A 20,290-nucleotide genomic window follows, 5' to 3' on the forward strand; every position below is an offset into this window, starting at 1 on the left:
CGGTCGCCCCGGGGCATGTCAGTATCTGCGGCCATGGCAGTGGACCCGCAGGTACAGACCATCCTCGACATGTTGGCGACCGCCGAGGCGCCACCGCTCACCGAGCAGACCCCGGACCAGGTGCGTGCGTCGTTCGCTGCGATGGGCGCGCTGGGCGCTCCAGAGGAGATCCACGAGATCGTCGACTCGTCGGTGCCCGGACCCGCAGGCGACATCCCGGTGCGGATCTATCGCCCCTCCGACGAGCGTCCTCTGCCGGTGCTGGTCTGGTACCACGGCGGCGGCTTCGTGATCGGTGACCTCGACAGCCACGACGCGGTCTGCCGCTCGCTCGCCAATCGCTCCGGTTGCGCCGTGATCGCCGTCGACTACCGCCTCGCTCCCGAGCACCCGTTCCCGGCGAGCCCCGACGACGCGGTCGCGGCGTTCGACGCCCTGCGTGAACGTGCATCCGACCTCGGGATCGATCCCGAGCGCATGGCAACCGGCGGCGACTCGGCAGGGGGAAACCTCGCGACCATCGTCGCCAACGAACGGCGCGGCGCCGTCGCGTTCCAGATGCTGATCTACCCCGTCACCGACATGAACCGGACCTCGCAGTCGTACCGCGACAACGCCGAGGGCTATCTCCTCTCGGCCGAACTGATGGCGTGGTTCGAGGGGCACTACACCGGCGGCAACGACCTCGACGACCCGCGGGTCTCGCCGCTGTTCACCGAGGACCTGACGGGCGTGGCTCCGGCGTTCCTCCTGACCGCGGAGTTCGACCCGCTCCGCGACGAGGGCGAGGCGTACGGGAAGCGGTTGATCGATGCCGGGGTTCCCGTCTCGATGCAACGGTACGACGGCATGATCCACGGCTTCATCCAGATGGACGCGGTCATCGACGCTGCCGGCGACGCGATCGACGAAGCCGCGGCGGCATTGAAGGCCGGCCTCTCGTGACGCCGGTCGCTCGGCGGGTTGCGGCGATCGCGCTTGCTCTCGCCGCGTTGACGGCGTGCGCCGACGCCCAGGATCCGGGTCTCGCCCCCAGTGGTGACGAACCGGCCACGACGTCGAACACGCTCGGCCAGTGCCCTGCCGGCGGGCCGGACGCCACGACACCCGCAGCCGGGTGCATCGGCGACGACGGGCAGGTCCTGCGGGGTTGACCGGCCGGTTCAGCCGACCGTCGGGGCGAACGCCTCGACCATGCGGCGGCGCCAGTCGAACAGCGCTGGGTACTGCTCCTTCGTCGACTTCCCGAGCCGGACGACGACGAGATCGAGGGCGGGGCAGACGCTGATCGACTGCCCTTCGTAGCCACTGGCCCAGAACGTCCCGAAGTCGTCGCCGGTGACCCACCAGTGCGCGCCGTAGAGGCGGCCGTCGTCGGGGTCGGTCGATCGCGCTTCGCGTGCGTGGTCGACCCAGCCGGTTGGCAACAGGCGGGTGCCGTCCCACACGCCATCACGCAGGTAGAGGTAGCCGAAGCGCGCCATGTCGCGAGCGGTCGCCCAGACGTAGGACGAGGCGATCCACGTCCCGGCGTCATCGAAGCGTGGGTCGGCCGTCGTCATGCCGATCGGATCGAAGAGACGCTCCTGCAGGAAGGTCCGGTATGCGGCCTCGCCCCCGAGCGCGTCGCGCACGATGCGAGAGATCACGTTGGTCGTGCCCGACGAGTAGTTGAAGACCGTGCCGGGGTCGTGGGCGAGTGGTCGATCGGCGGTGAAGGCACCCGTGTCGCTGGCGCCTTCCCCGAAGAGCATGTCGATCACGTGGGACCCACCGGCATCGGCGTCGTAGTCCTCGAGGAACGAAAGGCCGTCGCGCATCTCGAGCAGCTGCTCCAGCGTGATCGCTGCCCGCGGATCGCCGTCGGTCCATTCGGGGACTGCTGCTCGCGCGTCGAGGTCCAACCGCCCCTCGTCGACCAGCATCCCGACGACGGCATGGAGCATCGACTTCGCCATCGACCACGAGATGAGCGGTGTCGATGCGTCGACCGGATCGCCGGTGACCTCGCCCCAGGCGTCGGTCCGATCGCCATAGCGCTCGGCCACGAGTCGGCCACGGTGCACCACGACGACTGCGCACGTTCGCGCGAGGCCACCGTCGGGGTCCATCACCTCGTCGAGCAGCGGGTCCAGCGCCACGGCATCGGGCAGCGTTCCCGCCGGCCACTCGTGTGTCGGCCAGGCCAGCCCGTCGGGCTGGGGCGTCAGGGGAGGAGTCGGATGGTCGAGGCGTGCGCTCACGCCCGCGTGTCTAGTCGTGTGCGAGCGGCGTCGGTGTCAGCGACCGTCGCGGATGTAGCCGACGAGCTGGTCCTTCTCGGTCGCGAGTTCGTCGATCCGGACCTTGACGACGTCGCCGATGCTGATGATCCCTTGGAGCGCGCCGTCCTCGACGACGGGCATGTGACGGAATCGGCCGTTCGTCATCACGCCCATGATCTTCTCGGTGTCGGCGCGACCGTCGCACGTCGCCACCTCGGACTTCATGAGGTCGCGCACGGCGAGATCGAGTGCGGACGATCCGTCGGCAGCGATGCGTCGAACGATGTCGCGTTCGGAGATGATGCCGTCGACCGACGACCCGTCGGCGGACGCGACCAAGGCGCCCACGTTGTGCTGCGCGAGCATCGCGAGCGCATCCGACACGGTGGCGTCGGGCGCCACGGTGGCCACCTCGCGGCCCTTGGCGTCGAGGATCTGGTCAGCGAGCACGGCACAGCCTCCGATCGATGGGGTGTGACGATTGTCTCACAACCTCGATCGTCGACGTCGGCGCCGGCGGCGCTCGTTCGTCAGGCGGCGGTGTTGGTGCGGGTGTCGGCGAGCTCGTGGAGGAGCGACGCGAACGCTGCGGTGTTGCTGGCCGCGCCCAGGAGGACCCGGTGGTCGATCGCGAACACGCGGGCATCGTCGTGGACGCGCACGGTGGCGTTGGCCGGTCCACGCTCGATCGCGGTGCGCTCGCCGACGATGGACCCGGCGGCGACGGTGGCGACGTGCTCGCCGTCGACCTCGATGCGCATGGAGCCCGACTCGACGAAGTAGGCGTGGCGGTTGAGCTGACCCTCGTGGATGAGGATCTCGCCGGCCTTCACCTGCACCTCGTCGACGTTGGGGACGAGGTCGCGGAGCTGGCGAGCCGACAGGTCACGCAGCACGTCGATCGACTGGAGGGCCGTGAGCTTCGGGTCGCTGGTACGCATACACACCATTATGCGAGCAATACCAAGCGAACGGTGAGAATCGCTCCGTGAGATGTGTCACAGACCCTTGATCGGTCCCGGCGATACTTCGTCGTCGAACGACCTCGTCACCACCGGTTCCAGTGGAGGACGTCGTCGAGCGAGCGCCTCCGCACGGGGCCGAAGTTGCCAGAGGGCCATCCAACGGGGATGACCGCGTAGATGCCGACGTCCTTGGGCACGCCGAGGGTCCGCTTCCAGTCGGCGTTGTTGAACAGGTGCCAGACGGTGACGTTGGCACCGAGTCCGTGCGCACGGGCGGCGAGCAGCAGGTTCTGGACTGCGGGATAGATGCTCGATGCCTCGGCCAGGTTCTGCGACGACAGGAGGCCGGCCGCCAGCTTCCGCATGCGGCGGGCGCCGAGCCTGCGGGCGACGCCACGCAGGCGCCCCATGCCGCCGTCGGATCCCGGTGTCGACCGCTGGTAGCAGGCGACGATCACCGCAGGGGTCTCCTCGAAGTGGTCGCGTTGGTGGCGCAGGGTCTCGGCCATCCGGGCGTGGGCCGGGTCCTCGAAGTCGGGGACCAGGTGGCCGGCGAGGCCCTCGTAGGTGATCTCCGCCTCCCGCCAGAGTTCGGCCAGGCGGGCGATCTGGGCGCGGTCGGTGACGGCGATGAACGAGTAGTGCTGGGCGTCGGACGCCGATGGCGCCCACGTCGCGGCGCGGACGATGGTCTCGATCAGTTCGTCCGGGACCGGGTCGGGCTTCAGTCGACGCATCGCTCGCATGGTCGCGAGGACGTCCATGACCGGAGCGTCGGGGCCGACGGGCGTTTCGAGAGCAGGATCGCGCGACAGTTCGGTCGCGAGCGCCCGCTCCGGTCCGCTCATCCGTCGGCCGCCATGTTGGACTGCGCTCGGACGATGTCGTCCTGGTGCTCCTGGATCTTCTCGAGCGACGCGGCGACGGCCTGCCCGATCAGCTCGGAGCCGCGCTCGGTGACCGACGCCAACGACGCGGCCCGGTCACGGTTGGCGCCGTTGAAGTGGGGGGTCACGTGGCGAGCGAAGAGCTCGTAGGACTTGAACGTGTTCTCCCGGTTGGCCCAGTTGTGTGCCAGCTGGAGGAACGTGCCGAACCCGCCGGTCTGGTCCCACAGACGTTGGAGCTGTTCGATGGCGTCGTCGGGCGTGCCGATCACGGCCCGCCCCGACTCGACCATCGCCTCGGCCGGGCTCTGCGACCCGAGGTCGTCGCCCGCTGCCGTGGGGTTGATCGCCGAGAAGTAGTCGACCCACTTGTCGAGGCCGTACTCCACGTTGGCGAAGGCTTCCTCGCGAGTCTCGGCGATGTGGACGGGGCCGACCACCCGCCAGCGATCCCGGTCCATCGTCCGGCCCTGGTCGGACGCTGCGTCGTTGGCGATCTGCCAGTTGGTGCCGAGGGCGTCGTAGCCGGCGGCGACCGTCGCCGCGACGCAGAGCAGCCCGAGGTCGTGGGTTCCGGCGAGCTTGGCCGAATGGGGGGTGACGGTCGAGGCGACCGCGACCTCCGGGTAGGGATCCGAGTACGGGCGCAGCTGGCAGCTGGCGCCGGTCAGGTCGAACCAGTCGGTCTTCTCGGTGACGGTCTCGCCCTTGAAGAGTCGCAGGATGACCTCGAGGCTCTCCTTCATCCGGTCACGTTGCGCCGAGACCGGGATGCCGAGCATCGCGGCATCGGACGGGAGGAGGCCGGGGCCGACGCCGAGCATCACCCGTCCGCGGGTCTGGTGATCGAGCTGGATGATCCTGTTCGCGACCATCAAGGGGTTGTGATAGGGCAGCGAGACGACGCCGGTGCCGAGCTTGATCCGCTGGGTGCGTTCTGCGGCCGCTGCGATGAAGAGCTCCGGGCTGGCGATGATCTCGTAGCCGGCGGAGTGGTGCTCGCCGACCCACGCTTCGGCGTAGCCGAGGCGGTCGAGATGCTCGATGAGTTCGAGGTCGCGTTCGATGGCGAGTGTCGGGTCCTCGTCCACCGGGTGGAACGGCGCCAGGAAGATGCCGTTGCGCACGCGCGGCTCGGTCACGGATTCGGTCGTCACAGGGGTCCCCCACAGAATTCGGTCTGGGTGTGTGCTCACGCGTCGGCCTCTTGACCGCGCAGTCAAGTTCTAGCGCACTGCTGTCGCGAGCGCAGCTGTGACACGCTCTCAGGCGATGAGCGCGCCCCTCCAGCTCGAGTTCGTGACCTCGGCCGATCGGCTCGAGCGTCTGCCACCGACCACGGCCGAGGTCGCGGTCGTCGGTCGGTCGAACGTCGGGAAGTCGTCGCTGCTCAACGCCATCGCCCAGCGCAACGCGCTGGCCAAGACGTCGAAGACCCCGGGCCGGACCCAGCTCCTGAACTGCTTCGAGCTCCGCGAGGGCGGGACGGTCGTCGACTGCCCCGGCTACGGCTACGCGAAGACCCCGAAGCACGTCCGTGACGGGTTCCAGCCGATGATCGAGGGCTACCTGCTCGGTCGAGAGGAACTGACGATGCTGGCGATCCTCGTCGACGGCGAGATCGGCCCGACGAAGCTCGACGTGCAGATGCTCGACTGGGTGCGGTCCTGCAACCTCCCGCACACCGTCATCGCGACGAAGCACGACAAGGTGAAGTCGAAGGCGCGCGACAAACGCAAGCGGGATCTCGCCAACGGATGCGGACTCGACAAGGCCGACGTCGTGTGGGTGAGCGCGTCGAAGGGCGTCAACGTCGACCGGGTCCGGGACCTCTTCCGACTCTGGCTGTCCTGATCGGCGGCGTCAGCGACCCGCGGCACCGAGCGCTGCGAGCAGTTCCTCGAAGGGGCCGGTGTCCGGTCGGACGACGAACTCGCCGTCGACCTTCGAGATGTCGAGGCCTGGGCAGAACCACGACCCGCCGGCGGTGAAGTAGTGGGGCGAGCCGTCGACGCCGCGAGCTTTTCCGGCCTCGTACCCCTGGGCCACCGCCGCACGGTCGGCCTCGGTGGCGTCGTCCAACCCAGCGGCTTCGAGCACCGCCCGTGTGATCGCGGGATCGCCGATGTCGCGGCCTTGTTCGAACAGCGCATCCCGCAGAGCGAGGCTCACGGCCAACCCCTCGGCATTGCCGACCCGGTAGGCGCGCTCGGCGGCAGCGAGCGCCGGGAGCGACGTGGTCGGGAACGCTGCTTCGTCGAAGCCCTGGAACAGCGTCGGAGCGACTTCGGAACGCATCGCACGGATCTCCGCGGCGACGTGCGCCGGGTCGAGCGGAGCGTCGTTCACCCACTCGAGCGGCCAGGGATGGATGCGGACCTCGACACTGCCGGGGAGCGACGCGATGGCGCGGGTGAGGCCGGCGTGGGTGAAGGGGCAGACGACGTCGGCATAGATCTCGAGATCGGCGGGCATGCCCTGTTGTCTATCTGCCTGCCCACGTGCCTGCTCGGTAGGGTCTCGATGATGGATGACAAGCTCCGCAACGCACTCGACGAGATCCAGTCCGCGATCCGGCGGTTCGAGGCCGACGGAGTCATCGACGACGACGAGCGGGGCCAACTACGCAGCCTGGTCGAGAAGCTCGGGAGTGCGCTCGAGGATCCGGCTGAACACGAGGGTCTCGCGGAACAGCTCGAGGAGTCGGCGATCCGGTTCGAGGGCAATCACCCGACGATCTCGGCCGTCATCCGGAGCGCTGTCGACACCCTCACCGGGCTCGGGATGTGAGCGAGCGGTTCTCGACCGCGATCGCACGGATCGACGCGGCCAACGCCGACGACCCGAACACGATCGAGGTCGACGGCGAGCAGCGTCCGAAGGAGCAGGCGCACGCCGAGATGGCATCGGCCTGGCTCCGCCATCTGGATCCTGACGCCTCGGAACTGCAGCTGCTGGCGGCGCGTGCCCATCACCTGCGGCGATGGTCGCTTCCCCGCACCACGTACCCCGAGGGGCGCGCCGGCTATCTGCGGTGGCGTGCCGACCTCAAGAAGCAGCACGCAGCCGAGGTCGGGGCGATCCTCGCCGACGTCGGGTACGACGCCGACGAGATCGACCGGGTCGGTCAGATCATCGAGAAGCGAGAGCTGCGATCGGACCCGGAGGTCCAGTCGCACGAAGACGCGTTGTGCTTGGTGTTCCTCCAGACGCAGGTCGACGAGACGCTTGCGAAGCTCCCGGACGACGAGCGTCGGATCGAGGTCCTGCGCAAGACCGCGCAGAAGATGTCGTCCGAAGCGCTGGAGATCGCCGGCGGTCTCGACTACTCGCCGTCGACGGCTGCGCTCTTGCGCACCGCGCTCGGCGATTGACGCTCCTCGCTCAGGCGGGGAGCGAGCAGCGGTTCGGTCCGAGCTCGAGATCGCGGAGCTCGTCGGCGTCGACGCGGGGCCTGCCCATGTTGGCGTGGATGATCTCCACGTAGTTCGGCGGACGATCGGTCGCTGCCGCCGCCGCCCAACTGACGAACGCGTCCTCGTCCAGCGCCAGAGGTCGCAGTTCGCGACGCAGGTCGCCGACGGTCGCGGTCACGATCTCGCCCGGACGGATGTCGACGTCCTCGCCGACGTGTGACGGCAGGACTCGCGCCTGGTCGCCGAGGGAGAGCACCCGCTCGTGCAGCGACGTGTAGAGGTTGTGCGCGAACTCCTCGGCCCGGTCGGCCAGATCCGGACGACCGACGCCGTCGACGAACAGTGTGTCGCCGGTGAGGATGGCGTCGTCGCCGACCCGGAAGATCGTCGAGCCCTCGGTGTGTCCGGGGGTGTGGAGGACGGAGACCCCGAGGTCGGTTCCGCACGGCAGCGTGAACACCTGCTCGTCGGTGAGCGGCTCGTAGTCGAAGTCGAACGTGTCGGCCGGGTTGAGATAGAGGGTCGCCCCGGACCGTCGTGCGAGCAGACGGGCGCCGGACAGGTGGTCGGCGTGCAGGTGGGTGTCGAACACGCCGACGATCTTCCAGTCGTGATCGGCGGCGATGCCCTCGTACACCTCGACCTCGAGCGACGGGTCCACGACATACGCCTCGCCACAGCTTCCGACGACGTAGGACAGGCAGCCCTTCGCACGCCGGCGGACCTGGACGACGGTGGCCCCGCCGGCCGTCAGTTCGGCAGTGTCGTAGACCTTCGCCCACGAGCCCATGCCGCCTTCGAGGTCGACGACGTCGAAGCCGCTGGGCTCGAGGATCTGGTACGCCTGCAGCGAACGCCCGCCGGCGGCGCAGTGCACCACGACCGGACGGCTCTTCGGGATCTCGTCGAGTCGGTCGGCGAGCTCGGCGACCGGGATGTTGGTCGCTCCCGGGATGCGCCATGCGGTGTGCTCGTCACGGTCTCGGACGTCGAGCACGAATGGCTCCGCCTCGGTTCCGATGGTCTGAGCGAGTTCGGATGCGGTGATGGTTCGATGCATGGGAGCCTCCGGGTCGATGTCCTACGGATACCCTAGGGGGTATACTGTGGAAATACCACCCGGGGTATCGAACACCAAGGACGGACCATGAACACGAGAGCGCTCTTCGCATCGCCGCTCGGCTTCCTCGTCGGGTTCGCGCTGGGCGCCCTGGGCGGTGGTGGTTCGATCCTCGCCGTGCCCGTCCTCGTCTACGTCGCCGGCCAGACGCCGAGCGACGCGACGACCACCTCGCTGCTCGTCGTCGCGGGGGCGTCGGTGTTCGGGCTGGCCGGTCACTGGCGCGCCGGACGAGTCCGGGTGGCACCTGGTCTGCTGTTCGGACTGGTCGGCATCGGAGGTTCGTTCCTCGGCACCGCACTCAATCGCCGTGTCGACGGCGACCTCCTCCTGCTCGGCTTCGCGGGCCTCGTCCTCCTCGCGGCCTGGCGGATGCTGACTCGCTGCCCGAGCTGCACCCGGGAGGGCGAGACCGAGGTCCTCGCTGCGGCCGACGATGCCGCCGACACCGGTTCCGTCCTCACGAAGCCTCGGACCATGACGCCGCGACGACTCCTCGTGACCCTCGCCGCCGGCAGCGGTGTCGGCTTCCTCACCGGGCTCTTCGGCGTGGGTGGCGGGTTCGTGATCGTTCCCGCGCTGACCCTCGCCCTGGGATTCACCATGTCCGAGGCGGTCGGCACGTCGTTGCTGGTGATCACCGTGAACGCAGCGACTGCACTCCTCGCTCGTGGCGGGGTCGGTGCCGTCGAATGGGGGGTCGCGGTGCCGTTCACGGTCGCCGCGCTCGTCGGCGTCGGTACCGGGGTGCGGGCCGCCGACCGACTCCCGGCGAAGACGATCCTGCGTTGGTTCGCCGGATTGCTGGTCGCCGTGGCGGTCTACACCGCCGTGCAGGCCGCGTTCGCGCTGGCCGGCTGACGCCGCAGAAGCACCGCCGATCGGATTCGGGCGGTACCTTCGCCGCGTGCGACGCGTGGTGGCGATCCTGACCGTGGCGGGCGCGCTCGTCGCTGGTGCCGGATGCGGGTCCGGGTCGGACGACACTTCGAACGTCACAGTGTTCGCAGCGGCATCGCTCGCCGACGCTTTCGTCGACATCGAGAAGGCGTTCGAGGACGCACATCCCGACGTCTCGGTCACGATGAACTTCGCCGGGTCGTCGTCGCTCCGTGAGCAGATCCTCCAGGGCGCTCCAGCCGACGTCTTCGCATCGGCCGACGAGTCGAACATGGAGGTACTCGTCGCTGCCGGCGCGGTCGAGGTGCCCGAGCCGTTCGCGAGCAACCGGCTCCGAATCGTCGTCCCGTCCGGCAACCCGGCAGGCATCCGAGGCCTCGACGACTTCGCCGACGAGGGTCTCGTCCTCGGGTTGTGCGCGCCGGAGGTCCCGTGTGGGGAACTCAGTCGAGCCGTGCTCGCAGCTGCAGGGATCGCACCATCACCCGACACCGAGGAGCCCGACGTCCGAGCGTTGCTCACGAAGGTCGAGGCCGGTGAGCTCGACGCAGCGATCGTCTACGTGACCGACGTGCTGGCGGCCGGAGACCGCGTCGAGGGGATCGAGCTCTCGTCGGCCGACAATGTCGTGACGACCTATCCGATCGCAGCGATCGGCGACGGAACCGGTGAGGCGGCGCTGTTCGTGGCGTTCGTGCTCGGACCCGAGGGTCAGGCCATCCTCCGTGCGCGGGGGTTCGAGCGTCCATGACCAACGCTCCCCGCCGCAACCGTGCGCCCCGGATCCTGATTCCCTTCGCCGCGGTCGGTCTCGCGTTCCTGGTGGTGCCGCTGCTCGCGCTCGCGCAGCGTGCGCCGTGGAGCGACCTCGGCTCGATCATCGCCGAGCCGGTGGTGACCGATGCACTCCGGTTGAGCGTCGTGAGTGCGCTCGCTGCCACCGGGTTGTCGCTCGTCTTCGGGGTGCCGTTGGCCTGGATGCTCGCCCGCACGTCGTTCCCTGGCCGGTCGCTCGTACGGGCCCTGGTCACCCTGCCGATGGTGCTCCCCCCGGTCGTGGGCGGTGCCGCGCTGCTGTTCGCGTTCGGTCGGCGTGGAGTCGTCGGCGGTCCGCTGTACGACCGGACCGACTTCGTGCTCCCGTTCTCGATCTGGGGTGTGATCGCGGCCAACACCTTCGTGGCGATGCCGTTCCTGGTCCTGACGGTCGAGTCGGGACTGCGGTCGGCTGACGAGCGGTTCGAGGACGCGGCGGCCACGCTCGGTGCCGGCCGATGGACGATCTTCCGCCGCATCACGCTGCCGAACGTCGCCCCGGCGGTCGTCGCCGGTGCGGTGCTCTGCTGGGCCCGAGCGTTGGGAGAGTTCGGCGCCACCGTGACCTTCGCCGGGAACCTCCAGGGGCGGACGCAGACCATGCCGCTGGCCGTGTTCCTCGCGCTCGAGTCCGACCGGGAGGCAGCCATCGCCCTGTCGTTGCTGTTGATCGCCGTCTCGCTCGCCGTCCTCATCCCGCTTCGCGACCGGTGGCTGCGGTGATGCTCGACGCCTCGATCGAACTGCGGATCGGCGACCTCGACCTCGGGGTCTCACTCGTCGCCGATTCCGGAGAGACGGTCGCCCTCCTCGGCCCCAACGGGGCGGGAAAGACCACGCTCGTCCGCGCGCTCGCCGGGCTCCTCCCGATCGAGGGCGGCCGGATCGTCGTCGCCGATCGGGTGCTCGACGACCCGACCGACGGCACCTTCGTCGAGACCGGCGACCGGCCGGTCGGTGTCGTGTTCCAGGACCATCTGCTCTTTCCGCGGATGAGTGCGCGCGACAACGTCGCCTTCGGACTCCGTGCGCACGGCATGGACCGGCGTGCCGCAGCTGCCGAGGCCGGGCGCTGGCTCGAGCGGTTCGACATCGCCGACGTCGCCGATGCACGTCCCTCGTCGTTGTCCGGTGGCCAGGCCCAACGGGTCGCCCTCGCTCGCGCGCTCGCCACGAAACCTCGGCTGTTGCTGCTCGACGAACCGCTGGCCGCGCTCGATGCCAGCACCCGAGTGCGAGTCCGTGCCGAGTTGCGACGGCACCTCGGCACGTTCGACGGTGTGCGCATCCTGGTCACCCACGACCCGATCGACGCGCTGGTCCTCGCCGACCGTCTCGTCATCGTCGAACACGGCCGGGTCACCCAGGTCGGCACGCCGGCAGAGGTCACGGCCCGACCCGCCACGGCCTACGTCGCCGACCTGGTCGGCATCAACCTCCTCCGAGGTCGGTTGGCGGACGACCAGACGGTGGCGCTCTCGAGTGGCGGTTCGCTCATCGTCGTCGGCTCCGACGCTCAGCCCGGCGCCGAGGTGGCGGTGGCGATCCGTCCCCAGGCGCTCGCCCTGCATCTCGAACGCCCGGCCGGGAGCCCGCGCAATGTGTGGCGCGCACCGATCGTCGACCTCGAGTCCGATCGTGACCGCCTCCGGGTAACGCTCGGTGGCGACATCCCCGTGACCGCCGAGGTGACCACTGCTTCGGCGACCAGCCTCTCGCTCGCTCCGGGTCAGGAGTTGTGGGTGAGCGTGAAGGCCGTCGACATCACGGTGTACGAGACCTGACCGCGCTCGACCTTTCGATCGTCACGAATCCGCTCGTTCGAGCAGCCACCAGAGCCCAGCAGACACGAACCACGCGCCGTTGAAGGTCGCGCTCGGCACCGAGTCCGCGGCCAACCACCCGGCCGCGATCACGGCCATCGCCACCTGATGCGCAGCGAACTGACGAGTACGGCGATACCGGACGACCCCACGCATCCGCGGGATCACCGCACACGCGACGGCATAGGCGACAGGGAACGCGACGCGTACCCAGGCCGGCAGATCGTCCTGCGCCAGCGAGAGCAATCCGATGACGAGCCCCACGCCGGCGCCCACCTTCTGGGCCGTGGTCGGCGACCAGTCGATCGAGTCGGAGTCGGTGGGCACGAGGTCCATTCCAGCCGCCCGGCTCGTCGAGGGCGTCGATGGTGGCGAGTCAGGTCTTCGGCCGCTTCGCCGACGGCGGCCGTTGGCTCGATTCGTGTGCGGGCTCGTCGGCCGGGGATGTTCAGCGGCAGCTGTCGACGGCGTCGGGCGAGTGGACGATGTCGAGGTCGCCGAGCGGCTCGTCGAGCGTGACGGTGTGGGCTTCGTCCTCCAGTGGGCACGGGACGATGCAGGTGTCCTGATCGGTCCGTCGATAGATGGCGCTGACGACGGCGGTCCGCTCGCTTCGATCGACGTCGAGGTGATCGAAGACCTCGCACGCAGGGTCGCCGGGCTTCTCCACCCACACCGTGAGTTCGAGGCCGTCGTCGGAGACCGCCGCCGTGGTCCACGGCCGCGAGATCCACTCGTCGCCGCCACGCTCGGCGCTCCACACGATCACGCCGACCACGACGGCCAGCACGATGACCACGCCCACGGCCCACCTGCGCACGACTCCATCGTGCCATCGACGGAAGGGTCTGTGCGTCGGGACGCCTCATCCTGGACACGCGAGCGCCGTTCTGCCGTACTGTCGGAATCCACGGAACCGGCGATGCGAGGGGATCGGCGATGCGACGACGTGGAGTGCTCGCGATGGGTGCGGTGCTCGTCCTGGCCGCGTGTGGCGGCGGGGACGACGACGCATCGTCCGGATCGTCCGGCGACGGAGACAGTGCGGCTGTCGTGACCTGCGAGGTGCTCACCGCCGACGTGGTCGGCGACGCGCTCGGGACGGACGTGATCGCCGAGACGATGACCACTCCGAGCGGTGGGACCGATCCCGTGGGATGTTCCTACACGAGCGACTCGGGCGACCTCCGCGTGCTCGCCACCGCTCGCTTCGGCGAGAAGTACTACGGCGGCATCGACTCGCCGGCGAGGACGGACCCGGTCGCCATCGACGGACTCGGCGACGAGGCCTTCGCCGACGACGGCATGGTGACGTTCCTGTCGGGCGAGTGGACCGGGTCGGTCTCGAGCAGCGCCGGGAACGTGCCGGACGACGACCTCGAAGCGGTCGCCCGAGCGCTGGAGTCGAAGCTCCCCTAGATCTGCCGCACGGAGAACGACGAGAGCCCGGGACCGATGGCCCCGGGCTCTCTGCAGATCTCGTCAGCGTCGCTGACGAGGCGGATCAGCCTTCGGCGGCGCAGACCGCGTCGGTGATGAGCGCAGCGACCACGTAGGGGTCCATGTTGGCGTTCGGGCGACGATCCTCGATGTAGCCCTTCTGGTCGACCTCGACCTGCCACGGGATGCGGACCGAGGCGCCACGGTTGGAGACGCCGTACGAGTACTCGGTCCACGGTGCGGTCTCGTGCATCCCGGTGAGGCGGCGCTCGACGCCGGGGCCATAGGCCTTGATGTGCTCCTCGTGGTGCTTGCCCAGGACCTCGGCCGCAGCGATGCACGCGTCGTAGCTCTCACGCATCGACTTGGTCGAGAAGTTGGTGTGGCAGCCGGCACCGTTCCAGTCGCCCGGCATGGGCTTCGGGTCGATGGTGGCAGCGACGTCGAAGTCCTCGGCGATGCGGTAGAGCAGCCAGCGGGCGATCCACATGTGGTCGCCGACCTCGACGACACCGGCGGGGCCGATCTGGTACTCCCACTGGCCCATCATGACCTCGGCGTTGATGCCCGAGAGCTTCAGGCCGGCGGTGAGGCAGGCGTCCATGTGGGCTTCGACGATGTCACGGCCGTACACCTCGTCGGCGCCGACGCCGCAGTAGTACGGGCCCTGGGGGCCGGGGAAGCCGCCGCGCGGCCAGCCGAGCGGGTGTCCGTCGTCGAGGAACGTGTACTCCTGCTCCATGCCGAACCACATGTCGTTGGCGGCGTACTTCTCGGCGAGCGCCGCCGTGGCCGCACGGGTGTTCGTGGGGTGCGGGGTCATGTCGATGTTCAGCACCTCGTTGAGCACGAGGATGTTGTCGCCGCCGCGGATCGGGTCCGGGCAGGTGAAGACCGGCTTGAGGACGCAGTCGGACTGGTGGCCCTCGGCCTGGTTGGTCGAGGAGCCGTCGAAGCCCCAGATGCCGGGATCTTCGCCGGCGTCCATGATCTTGGTCTTGGACCGCAGCAGCGCTGTGGGCTCGGTCCCGTCGATCCAGATGTATTCAGCCTTGATCTTCACGTGCTCGGTGCCTCTCGTGGGATGGTCGATGCCGGCATGTGGACCGGATCGGTGGTAGCGGACACGTCCAGTCAAGACGTGGCTCTTTTCCCGACCTTTTCCGCTGTGTGAACGCTTTGTGAACGGGCAGCCGAGACGGTCATCGACAGTAGGCACGAGGCGGCGACCAACGTACGCTCGGCGCATGGAACGCCAACGGGAGTACGTGCTGCGCACGGTCGAGGAGCGAGGCGTCCGGCTCATCCGGCTCTGGTTCACCGACGTGCTGGGGCAGTTGAAGTCGTTCGCCATCTCACCGGCCGAGCTCGAGTCGGCCTTCGCCGAAGGCATGCACTTCGACGGGTCGGCCATCGACGGGTTCAGCCGCATCCAGGAGTCCGACGTCCTCGCCCTGCCCGATCCGGCGACGTTCGAGATCCTGCCGTGGGGCCCACCCGGCGACGACCGGAACTCGTCGGCTGCGATGTTCTGCGACATCTCCAACCTCGACGGCACGCCGTTCGCCGGCGATCCCCGGCACGTGCTCAAGCGCAACCTGGCCGTCGCCCGCGACCGTGGCTTCCAGTTCTACGTCGCCCCCGAGATGGAGTACTTCTACTTCGAGTCCGGCGACGGGAAGTCGGCGCCGGTCCCGCTCGACTCGGGCTCGTACTTCGATCTCACGACCGCCGATGTCGCCAACGACCTCCGCAAGAAGACGATCCACATGCTCGAGTCGCTCGGCATCCCTGTCGAGTACTCGTTCCACGAGGACAGCCCCAGCCAGCACGAGATCGACCTGCGCTACACCGACGCACTGTCGATGGCCGACAACGTCATGGCGTTCCGTCTGGTGGTCCGCGAGATCGCGCAACAGGCCGGCGTCCACGCGACGTTCATGCCCAAGCCGCTGCAGGGCGTGCAGGGCTCGGGCATGCACACGCACGTGTCGCTCTTCGAGGGCGACACCAACGCCTTCCACGATCCGGACGACCCGTACCAACTGTCCAAGGTCGCCAAGTCGTTCATGGCCGGCGTGCTCCACCACGCCCGAGAGATCACCGCGGTGACCAACCAGTTGGTCAACTCGTACAAGCGGCTGATCCAAGGAACCGGATACGGCAGCCAGACGCAGTTCGAAGCCCCGGTCCACGTCTCGTGGGGTCGGAACAACCGCTCGGCGCTGATGCGTGTCCCGGTCACCAAGCCGGGCAAGTCGACGTCGACCCGGCTCGAGTACCGGGCCCCCGATCCGGCGTGCAACCCGTACCTCGCCTTCTCCGTGGTCCTCGCCGCAGGCCTCAAAGGCATCGACGAGAACTACGAGCTCCCCGACGAGGCCGAGGCCAACGTCTGGGCGATGACCGACGCACAGCGTGCGGCGAGTGGGATCGAGGCGCTGCCGGCGTCGCTCGGGGAGGCCATCGACGCGATGGAGCACTCCGAGCTCGTCGCCGAAGCCCTGGGGGAGCACATCTTCGAGTGGTTCCTCCGCAACAAGCGGGCCGAGTGGGATGACTACCGCTCGCAAGTGACCCCGTTCGAGGTCGCCCGCTATCTCCCGAGCTGGTGAGGGGAGCGGCCGAATGGAACCTCTCCTGGTCTTCCCCGACCCGCCGCCGCCCGTCCTGTCCCAGGGTCTCGACCTCGGTGGCTACCCGTGGATCGGCGTCGGCTCCGAAGCCGATGTCGATCGCCTCGAACCGGCCGATGGCTGGCCGGGCGCGGTCGTGGTCGCGGTCACCGATCCCGAGGGCGCCATGGCGCTGTGCCGGTCGATCCGCAAGGGCGACATCCCGCTCGAACCGGTGCTGTTGATCGTCGCGGCCGAACAGCTCGCCGACCTCGACCTCCGCGAAGATCTCTTCGACGACTTCTGCGTCCTGCCGTTCCAGGCGGGCGAGCTCGACGCTCGCCTCAAGCATCTGTTCCACAAGACCGGCCGCGGCACCCGCCCCGAACTGGTCGAGTACGGCGAGCTCGCGCTGAACCTCGAGACCTACCAGGCAGCGATCTCCGGGAAACCGCTCGACCTCACCTACATGGAGTACGAGCTGTTGAAGTTCCTCGCCTCGCACCCCGGCAAGGTGTTCACCCGCGAGACGTTGCTGTCACGGGTCTGGGGTTACGAGTACTACGGCGGCGCCCGGACGGTCGACGTCCACGTACGTCGTCTGCGGGCAAAGCTCGGCGAGGAACACGCCGGTCTGATCCAGACCGTCCGGTCCGTCGGCTACCGCTTCGGCCAGTCCCGCTGGATGGCCTGACCCACCGCCACCCCCAAAATTTCGTCAGCCGCTCAGACCTGTCCTGAGCAAGTGACGCAATATCCGGTGGGGGAGTTGCGTCAGCCGTTGAGGTCGAGGAGTTCGGAGTCCTGGTTCCGACTGTCGACGTCGGTGCGCAGCACCCAGCCGATGACGGCGGCACCGATGCCACCGGACATCAACACGCCCACGGGGATCGCGACCAGCAGGACGACGACGATGATGGCGACTCCGATCATGGCGTCATGGTGCCAGATCAGCGATCGGCGGGGGCAACCGCGATTGCTTCGATCTCGACGCAGGCCCCGATCGGCAACGCCTTGACGGCCACCGCCGACCGTGCGGGACGGTGGTCGCCGAGGGCCGCGACGTAGGTGGCGTTCATCGCCGCGTAGTCGTCCATGTCGGTGAGGAACACCGTGGTCTTGACGATGTCGGCGAGGGTGGCGCCCTCCTGGGCGAGAACCGCTTCGAGGTTGGCCATCGCCTGGGTGAGCTCGGCCTCGAGGCCGCCGGTGACGAGTGCACCGTTGTCGATGCCGACCTGGCCGGAGGTGAAGACCAGATCACCGGAGCGGACGACGGGCGTGTACGGGCCAACCGGGGTGCTCATGCCCCCATCCTGCCCCACCCAGAATCGGCCCGTCGGGGTTCTGGGTGCAGGATCGGTACTCCACGTGACCGATCGCGCACCCAGAATCCTGTCCTTGGCGTTCTGGGTGCAGGATCGGGACTCCAGATGGCGGATCGCGCACCCAGAAGCTGGGGGTGTGGGGCCTGGGGTCGGGTCAGGGGGTGCGGAGGGGGATGGTCGTGGGCCAGCGGGCGGGGAGCCCCTGGTGGATCCACACTGCGGCGGCGACGGCGGCGAAGACCGCGTCGCTGACCGGCAGCGCCGGCCCGGTCGATGGTTCGACGTCGATCTCGATCGGTGGCGTGTCGACGGCCCGCAGGATCCCGAACGACCGGATGGTCAGGTCGTGGACCGTTCCCTCCGGGTCGACGACGATCGACTCGGACGTCACCCACGACAGCGCCTGGTGGGCAGCGCCGATGCAGTACGAACGCAGGACGACCTCGTCGAGGGGGTCGCCGGCGTCGACCGCCACGTGGATCGAACCGTCGCTCCCGATCCTGGCCGAGGCGGTTCCACCATCGGGCTGGGTGACCGGTTCGACCGTGCCGCGCACGGCGGCGGCCAACGCCGTGGCCTCGGCCCAGCCGGCGCCACGCAGTTCGAGGGAGGTGGGCGGACCGGCGACGTCGACTTCCTCGACATCGACGTCGGGCAGCACCGCTCCGATGATGTCGACGATCCCCGGTGTCCGGGCGACGCGTACGACGCCGGTGCCGTCGCTGCGCAGGCCGGCGGCGAGCGGCGGTCGTTTCGGCCCGAGTCGGACGACGTCCTCCCGACTCCACAGCGCGCGGATCGCGTGGCCGTGTTCGTCGGCGAGACGGACGGCGTCGGCGGGCACGGACGACGACTCCTTGCCGCCGAACGCACCACCGTTGGCGAGCGGGTCGGCGGCCTCGCCACCGGGCTCGGCCCACGAGGCGTCCGTCTCGAGATACCCGGGCTCGACCCACGACGTCTGGAGCACGACGTCCCAGTCGCCGTCGGGGACGTCGATCGGGGGTTCGCCCTCGGCCGTCGTGCGGCGGCCCTGCACCTTTCCGGCGGCCCGACGGGCAGCGTCGACGCTCTCGCCGAGGGTCCAGGCACCCGCAGGGTCCAACACCGCGACGAGGGCATCACGCGGGGCGGTGTCGTCAGCGAAACCCCCGTGACCGAGCGCCACGGCCGGAGCGACCGTCTGGGGTCCGCCACCCTCGAGTTCGGCCCGGCGCGAGGCAGCGTCGAGGTCGCGCTCCGCGCTCGGAATGCCGAAGGCGTCCCATGCGTCGAGGATCGTCCGCCATCCGGTGCATCGGCACACGTGGGCGAGCAGCGCCTGCTCGACCTCGTCGTGGCCGGCATCGGGCTTCTTGGTCCGGAGCCCGGCGAGGCGACAGATGATGCCCGGCGTGCAGAACCCGCACTGCGACGCCCCCGTGTCGCAGAACGCCTGCGCCCACGTGTCGGCATCGGGGAGCGCCCCCGCGGTGGTGATCGCGCGACCGCGGACCCGGCGCACCGGTGTCACGCACGCCACGCGGGGAGCGCCGTCGACGAGCACCGTGCAACAGCCGCACTGCCCCTGCGGGCTGCATCCGTCCTTCGGGCCGATCTCGCCGAGGTGCTCGCGCAACGCTTCGAGGAGGGTGATGTCGTCGGGCACGTCGACCGCGACGCCGTCGACGACGAGGGGTGTCCGACCGCCGGCGGGGACCCCGGTCTGTGGGTTGTCGCCGATGTCGGTGGCCATGCCCGCCACACTACGGTCGGCCCCGATGAGCAACCGATTGCCCCGCCGCCACTTCCTCCTCGGCGCTGCGGCCACCACCGTGTTGGCCGCATGCAGCTCCGGCTCCGGTTCGGGCGACGGCCCGACCTCCGCCGATGGCACCGATGTGTCGCTCGACCCCAACGACCTTTCGGTGGTGCGATTCTTCGGCCCGTACTTCGCCGCCGGCGAGATGGCCCGCATCCCCTTCGGGCTCTCCGACAGCGCCGGACTCCTCCCCACCGAGGTGTTGCCCGGGAACGTGACGCTGTCGGTCAAGAACCCCGACGGCGACGTCGTGGCCGAGGGCCTGACCGCGGTGCTCCGGACCGACGGACTACCACGGCCGTACTACGCGTTCGAGTTCACCCCCGCCAGCCCCGGCTTCTACGACTTCACGATGGACGTCGAGGGGTCCGAGGTGATCAGTCAGTTCCAGATCATCGAACCCGATGCGCCCGAGATCGCCGATCGAGTCGGGCCCGGCGACGTCATGCCGGCACTCGTGACACCGACAGTCGCCGACCCACTCGGCGTCACCCCGCTCTGCACCCGCGAGCCAGCGTGCACGCTGCACGACCACACCGTGGCCGACGTGGTGGGCAACGGTCCGATGGCACTGCTCGTGGCGACGCCGGCGTTCTGTCAGACCGTGATCTGCGGTCCGGTGCTCGACGTCATGCTCGACGTGGTCGCCGACTATCCGGACATCACGTTCCTCCACGCCGAGGTGTACACCGATCCGTCGAAGAATCAGGTGCCGCCGGTCATCGAGGACTTCGCTCCCGTCGTGCGCGATCTGGGCCTTCCGTACGAACCGGTCTTCTATGTGGTCGGCGCCGACGGCGTCGTGCGCGATCGGCTGGATTACATCTTCGACGCCTCTGACATGCGTTCGAGTCTGGATGACGCCGTAGTCTGAGGTTCCGGACAGCCGGAGAAATCGGTCAAGTCGGAATCGGA

General features: G+C 69.0%; 26 protein-coding genes. 13 read left to right on the forward strand and 13 right to left on the reverse strand.

What is annotated here, in order from left to right:
- The first annotated feature begins 33 nt into the window (after positions 1-33).
- Positions 34-945, forward strand: a complete 912-nt coding sequence (locus AB8619_RS00690; protein WP_436794546.1) for an alpha/beta hydrolase — start codon at positions 34-36, stop codon at positions 943-945.
- A complete protein-coding gene (locus AB8619_RS00695; protein WP_436794547.1) occupies positions 942-1,154 on the forward strand; it encodes a hypothetical protein in 213 nt (70 codons plus the stop codon). The genes AB8619_RS00690 and AB8619_RS00695 overlap by 4 nt, the downstream gene beginning before the upstream one ends.
- Before the next feature lie 9 nt (positions 1,155-1,163).
- Here AB8619_RS00695 and AB8619_RS00700 read toward each other — a convergent pair whose 3' ends face one another.
- The 5 genes from AB8619_RS00700 to AB8619_RS00720 all read right to left on the reverse strand — a co-directional run bounded on the left by AB8619_RS00700 (position 1,164) and on the right by AB8619_RS00720 (position 5,258).
- Positions 1,164-2,243 (reverse strand): serine hydrolase domain-containing protein, encoded by a 1,080-nt coding sequence (locus tag AB8619_RS00700; RefSeq protein WP_436794548.1) that lies wholly within the window; start codon positions 2,241-2,243, stop codon positions 1,164-1,166.
- A 36-nt stretch (positions 2,244-2,279) separates the two neighbouring features.
- A complete protein-coding gene (locus AB8619_RS00705; RefSeq protein ID WP_436794549.1) occupies positions 2,280-2,714 on the reverse strand; it encodes a CBS domain-containing protein in 435 nt (144 codons plus the stop codon).
- Positions 2,715-2,794: 80 nt separating this feature from the next.
- Entirely contained in the window at positions 2,795-3,205 is a 411-nt protein-coding gene (locus AB8619_RS00710) for a cyclic nucleotide-binding domain-containing protein (protein WP_436794550.1), read from the reverse strand.
- 107 nt (positions 3,206-3,312) lie between these two features.
- Entirely contained in the window at positions 3,313-4,077 is a 765-nt protein-coding gene (locus AB8619_RS00715; RefSeq protein ID WP_436794551.1) for a nitroreductase family protein, read from the reverse strand.
- Complete coding sequence (locus tag AB8619_RS00720) at positions 4,074-5,258, reverse strand: LLM class flavin-dependent oxidoreductase (protein WP_436794552.1); 1,185 nt, start codon at positions 5,256-5,258, stop codon at positions 4,074-4,076. The genes AB8619_RS00715 and AB8619_RS00720 overlap by 4 nt, the downstream gene beginning before the upstream one ends.
- 130 nt (positions 5,259-5,388) lie before the next feature.
- Between AB8619_RS00720 and yihA the strand changes: the two genes are divergently transcribed.
- Complete coding sequence (gene yihA, locus AB8619_RS00725; protein WP_436794553.1) at positions 5,389-5,970, forward strand: ribosome biogenesis GTP-binding protein YihA/YsxC; 582 nt, start codon at positions 5,389-5,391, stop codon at positions 5,968-5,970.
- A 9-nt stretch (positions 5,971-5,979) separates the two neighbouring features.
- On the opposite strand, the gene AB8619_RS00730 is transcribed toward yihA, so the two are convergent.
- Positions 5,980-6,591: a DsbA family oxidoreductase gene (locus tag AB8619_RS00730; RefSeq protein WP_436794554.1), complete on the reverse strand. Its 612-nt coding sequence runs from the start codon at positions 6,589-6,591 to the stop codon at positions 5,980-5,982.
- 51 nt (positions 6,592-6,642) lie between these two features.
- Here AB8619_RS00730 and AB8619_RS00735 point away from each other — a divergent pair, with 51 nt between their 5' ends.
- The gene (locus AB8619_RS00735) at positions 6,643-6,906 is read left to right on the forward strand and encodes a DUF4404 family protein (RefSeq protein ID WP_436794555.1); all 264 of its coding nucleotides are present in this window, start codon (positions 6,643-6,645) and stop codon (positions 6,904-6,906) included.
- The gene (locus AB8619_RS00740) at positions 6,903-7,490 is read left to right on the forward strand and encodes a DUF4202 domain-containing protein (RefSeq protein ID WP_436794556.1); all 588 of its coding nucleotides are present in this window, start codon (positions 6,903-6,905) and stop codon (positions 7,488-7,490) included. The genes AB8619_RS00735 and AB8619_RS00740 overlap by 4 nt, the downstream gene beginning before the upstream one ends.
- A gap of 10 nt (positions 7,491-7,500) precedes the next feature.
- On the opposite strand, the gene AB8619_RS00745 is transcribed toward AB8619_RS00740, so the two are convergent.
- Positions 7,501-8,592 (reverse strand): MBL fold metallo-hydrolase, encoded by a 1,092-nt coding sequence (locus AB8619_RS00745; protein ID WP_436794557.1) that lies wholly within the window; start codon positions 8,590-8,592, stop codon positions 7,501-7,503.
- A gap of 87 nt (positions 8,593-8,679) precedes the next feature.
- On the opposite strand from AB8619_RS00745, the gene AB8619_RS00750 reads away from it, so the two are divergent.
- The 4 genes from AB8619_RS00750 to AB8619_RS00765 are packed head-to-tail and all read left to right on the forward strand — an operon-like array spanning position 8,680 to position 12,152.
- The gene (locus AB8619_RS00750; protein WP_436794558.1) at positions 8,680-9,513 is read left to right on the forward strand and encodes a sulfite exporter TauE/SafE family protein; all 834 of its coding nucleotides are present in this window, start codon (positions 8,680-8,682) and stop codon (positions 9,511-9,513) included.
- A 46-nt stretch (positions 9,514-9,559) separates the two neighbouring features.
- Positions 9,560-10,303 carry a molybdate ABC transporter substrate-binding protein gene (gene modA / locus AB8619_RS00755; RefSeq protein WP_436794559.1) on the forward strand — a complete coding sequence of 248 codons (744 nt, stop codon included), beginning with the start codon at positions 9,560-9,562 and terminating at the stop codon, positions 10,301-10,303.
- Entirely contained in the window at positions 10,300-11,091 is a 792-nt protein-coding gene (locus tag AB8619_RS00760) for an ABC transporter permease (RefSeq protein WP_436794560.1), read from the forward strand. The genes modA and AB8619_RS00760 overlap by 4 nt, the downstream gene beginning before the upstream one ends.
- Positions 11,091-12,152, forward strand: a complete 1,062-nt coding sequence (locus AB8619_RS00765) for an ABC transporter ATP-binding protein (protein WP_436794561.1) — start codon at positions 11,091-11,093, stop codon at positions 12,150-12,152. The genes AB8619_RS00760 and AB8619_RS00765 overlap by 1 nt, the downstream gene beginning before the upstream one ends.
- A 21-nt stretch (positions 12,153-12,173) precedes the next feature.
- Here the strand turns inward: AB8619_RS00765 and AB8619_RS00770 are convergent, their stop codons facing one another.
- Positions 12,174-12,518 carry a hypothetical protein gene (locus AB8619_RS00770; protein WP_436794562.1) on the reverse strand — a complete coding sequence of 115 codons (345 nt, stop codon included), beginning with the start codon at positions 12,516-12,518 and terminating at the stop codon, positions 12,174-12,176.
- Between the two features lie 121 nt (positions 12,519-12,639).
- Positions 12,640-13,011, reverse strand: coding sequence for a hypothetical protein (locus AB8619_RS00775; protein ID WP_436794563.1), 372 nt, complete (start codon positions 13,009-13,011; stop codon positions 12,640-12,642).
- A gap of 119 nt (positions 13,012-13,130) precedes the next feature.
- Here AB8619_RS00775 and AB8619_RS00780 point away from each other — a divergent pair, with 119 nt between their 5' ends.
- A complete protein-coding gene (locus AB8619_RS00780) occupies positions 13,131-13,610 on the forward strand; it encodes a hypothetical protein (protein ID WP_436794564.1) in 480 nt (159 codons plus the stop codon).
- Between the two features lie 85 nt (positions 13,611-13,695).
- On the opposite strand, the gene glnII is transcribed toward AB8619_RS00780, so the two are convergent.
- Positions 13,696-14,694: a glutamine synthetase GlnII gene (glnII, locus tag AB8619_RS00785; protein ID WP_436794565.1), complete on the reverse strand. Its 999-nt coding sequence runs from the start codon at positions 14,692-14,694 to the stop codon at positions 13,696-13,698.
- A 184-nt stretch (positions 14,695-14,878) separates the two neighbouring features.
- Between glnII and glnA the strand changes: the two genes are divergently transcribed.
- Both glnA and AB8619_RS00795 read left to right on the forward strand, forming a co-directional pair.
- On the forward strand, positions 14,879-16,246 hold the full coding sequence (gene glnA / locus AB8619_RS00790; protein ID WP_436794566.1) for a type I glutamate--ammonia ligase: 1,368 nt from the start codon (positions 14,879-14,881) through the stop codon (positions 16,244-16,246).
- Between the two features lie 13 nt (positions 16,247-16,259).
- Positions 16,260-16,940 carry a winged helix-turn-helix domain-containing protein gene (locus AB8619_RS00795; RefSeq protein WP_436794567.1) on the forward strand — a complete coding sequence of 227 codons (681 nt, stop codon included), beginning with the start codon at positions 16,260-16,262 and terminating at the stop codon, positions 16,938-16,940.
- A gap of 80 nt (positions 16,941-17,020) precedes the next feature.
- Here AB8619_RS00795 and AB8619_RS00800 read toward each other — a convergent pair whose 3' ends face one another.
- The 3 genes from AB8619_RS00800 to AB8619_RS00810 all read right to left on the reverse strand — a co-directional run bounded on the left by AB8619_RS00800 (position 17,021) and on the right by AB8619_RS00810 (position 19,309).
- Entirely contained in the window at positions 17,021-17,179 is a 159-nt protein-coding gene (locus tag AB8619_RS00800) for a hypothetical protein (RefSeq protein ID WP_436794568.1), read from the reverse strand.
- 17 nt (positions 17,180-17,196) lie between these two features.
- Complete coding sequence (locus tag AB8619_RS00805; protein WP_436794569.1) at positions 17,197-17,553, reverse strand: RidA family protein; 357 nt, start codon at positions 17,551-17,553, stop codon at positions 17,197-17,199.
- Between the two features lie 175 nt (positions 17,554-17,728).
- On the reverse strand, positions 17,729-19,309 hold the full coding sequence (locus AB8619_RS00810; RefSeq protein ID WP_436794570.1) for a 2Fe-2S iron-sulfur cluster-binding protein: 1,581 nt from the start codon (positions 19,307-19,309) through the stop codon (positions 17,729-17,731).
- Between the two features lie 25 nt (positions 19,310-19,334).
- On the opposite strand from AB8619_RS00810, the gene AB8619_RS00815 reads away from it, so the two are divergent.
- On the forward strand, positions 19,335-20,249 hold the full coding sequence (locus tag AB8619_RS00815; RefSeq protein WP_436794571.1) for a hypothetical protein: 915 nt from the start codon (positions 19,335-19,337) through the stop codon (positions 20,247-20,249).
- Positions 20,250-20,290: the final 41 nt, after the last annotated feature.

This window comes from Actinospongiicola halichondriae, assembly GCF_049103745.1.
GTDB lineage: Bacteria > Actinomycetota > Acidimicrobiia > Acidimicrobiales > Salinilacustritrichaceae > Salinilacustrithrix > Salinilacustrithrix halichondriae.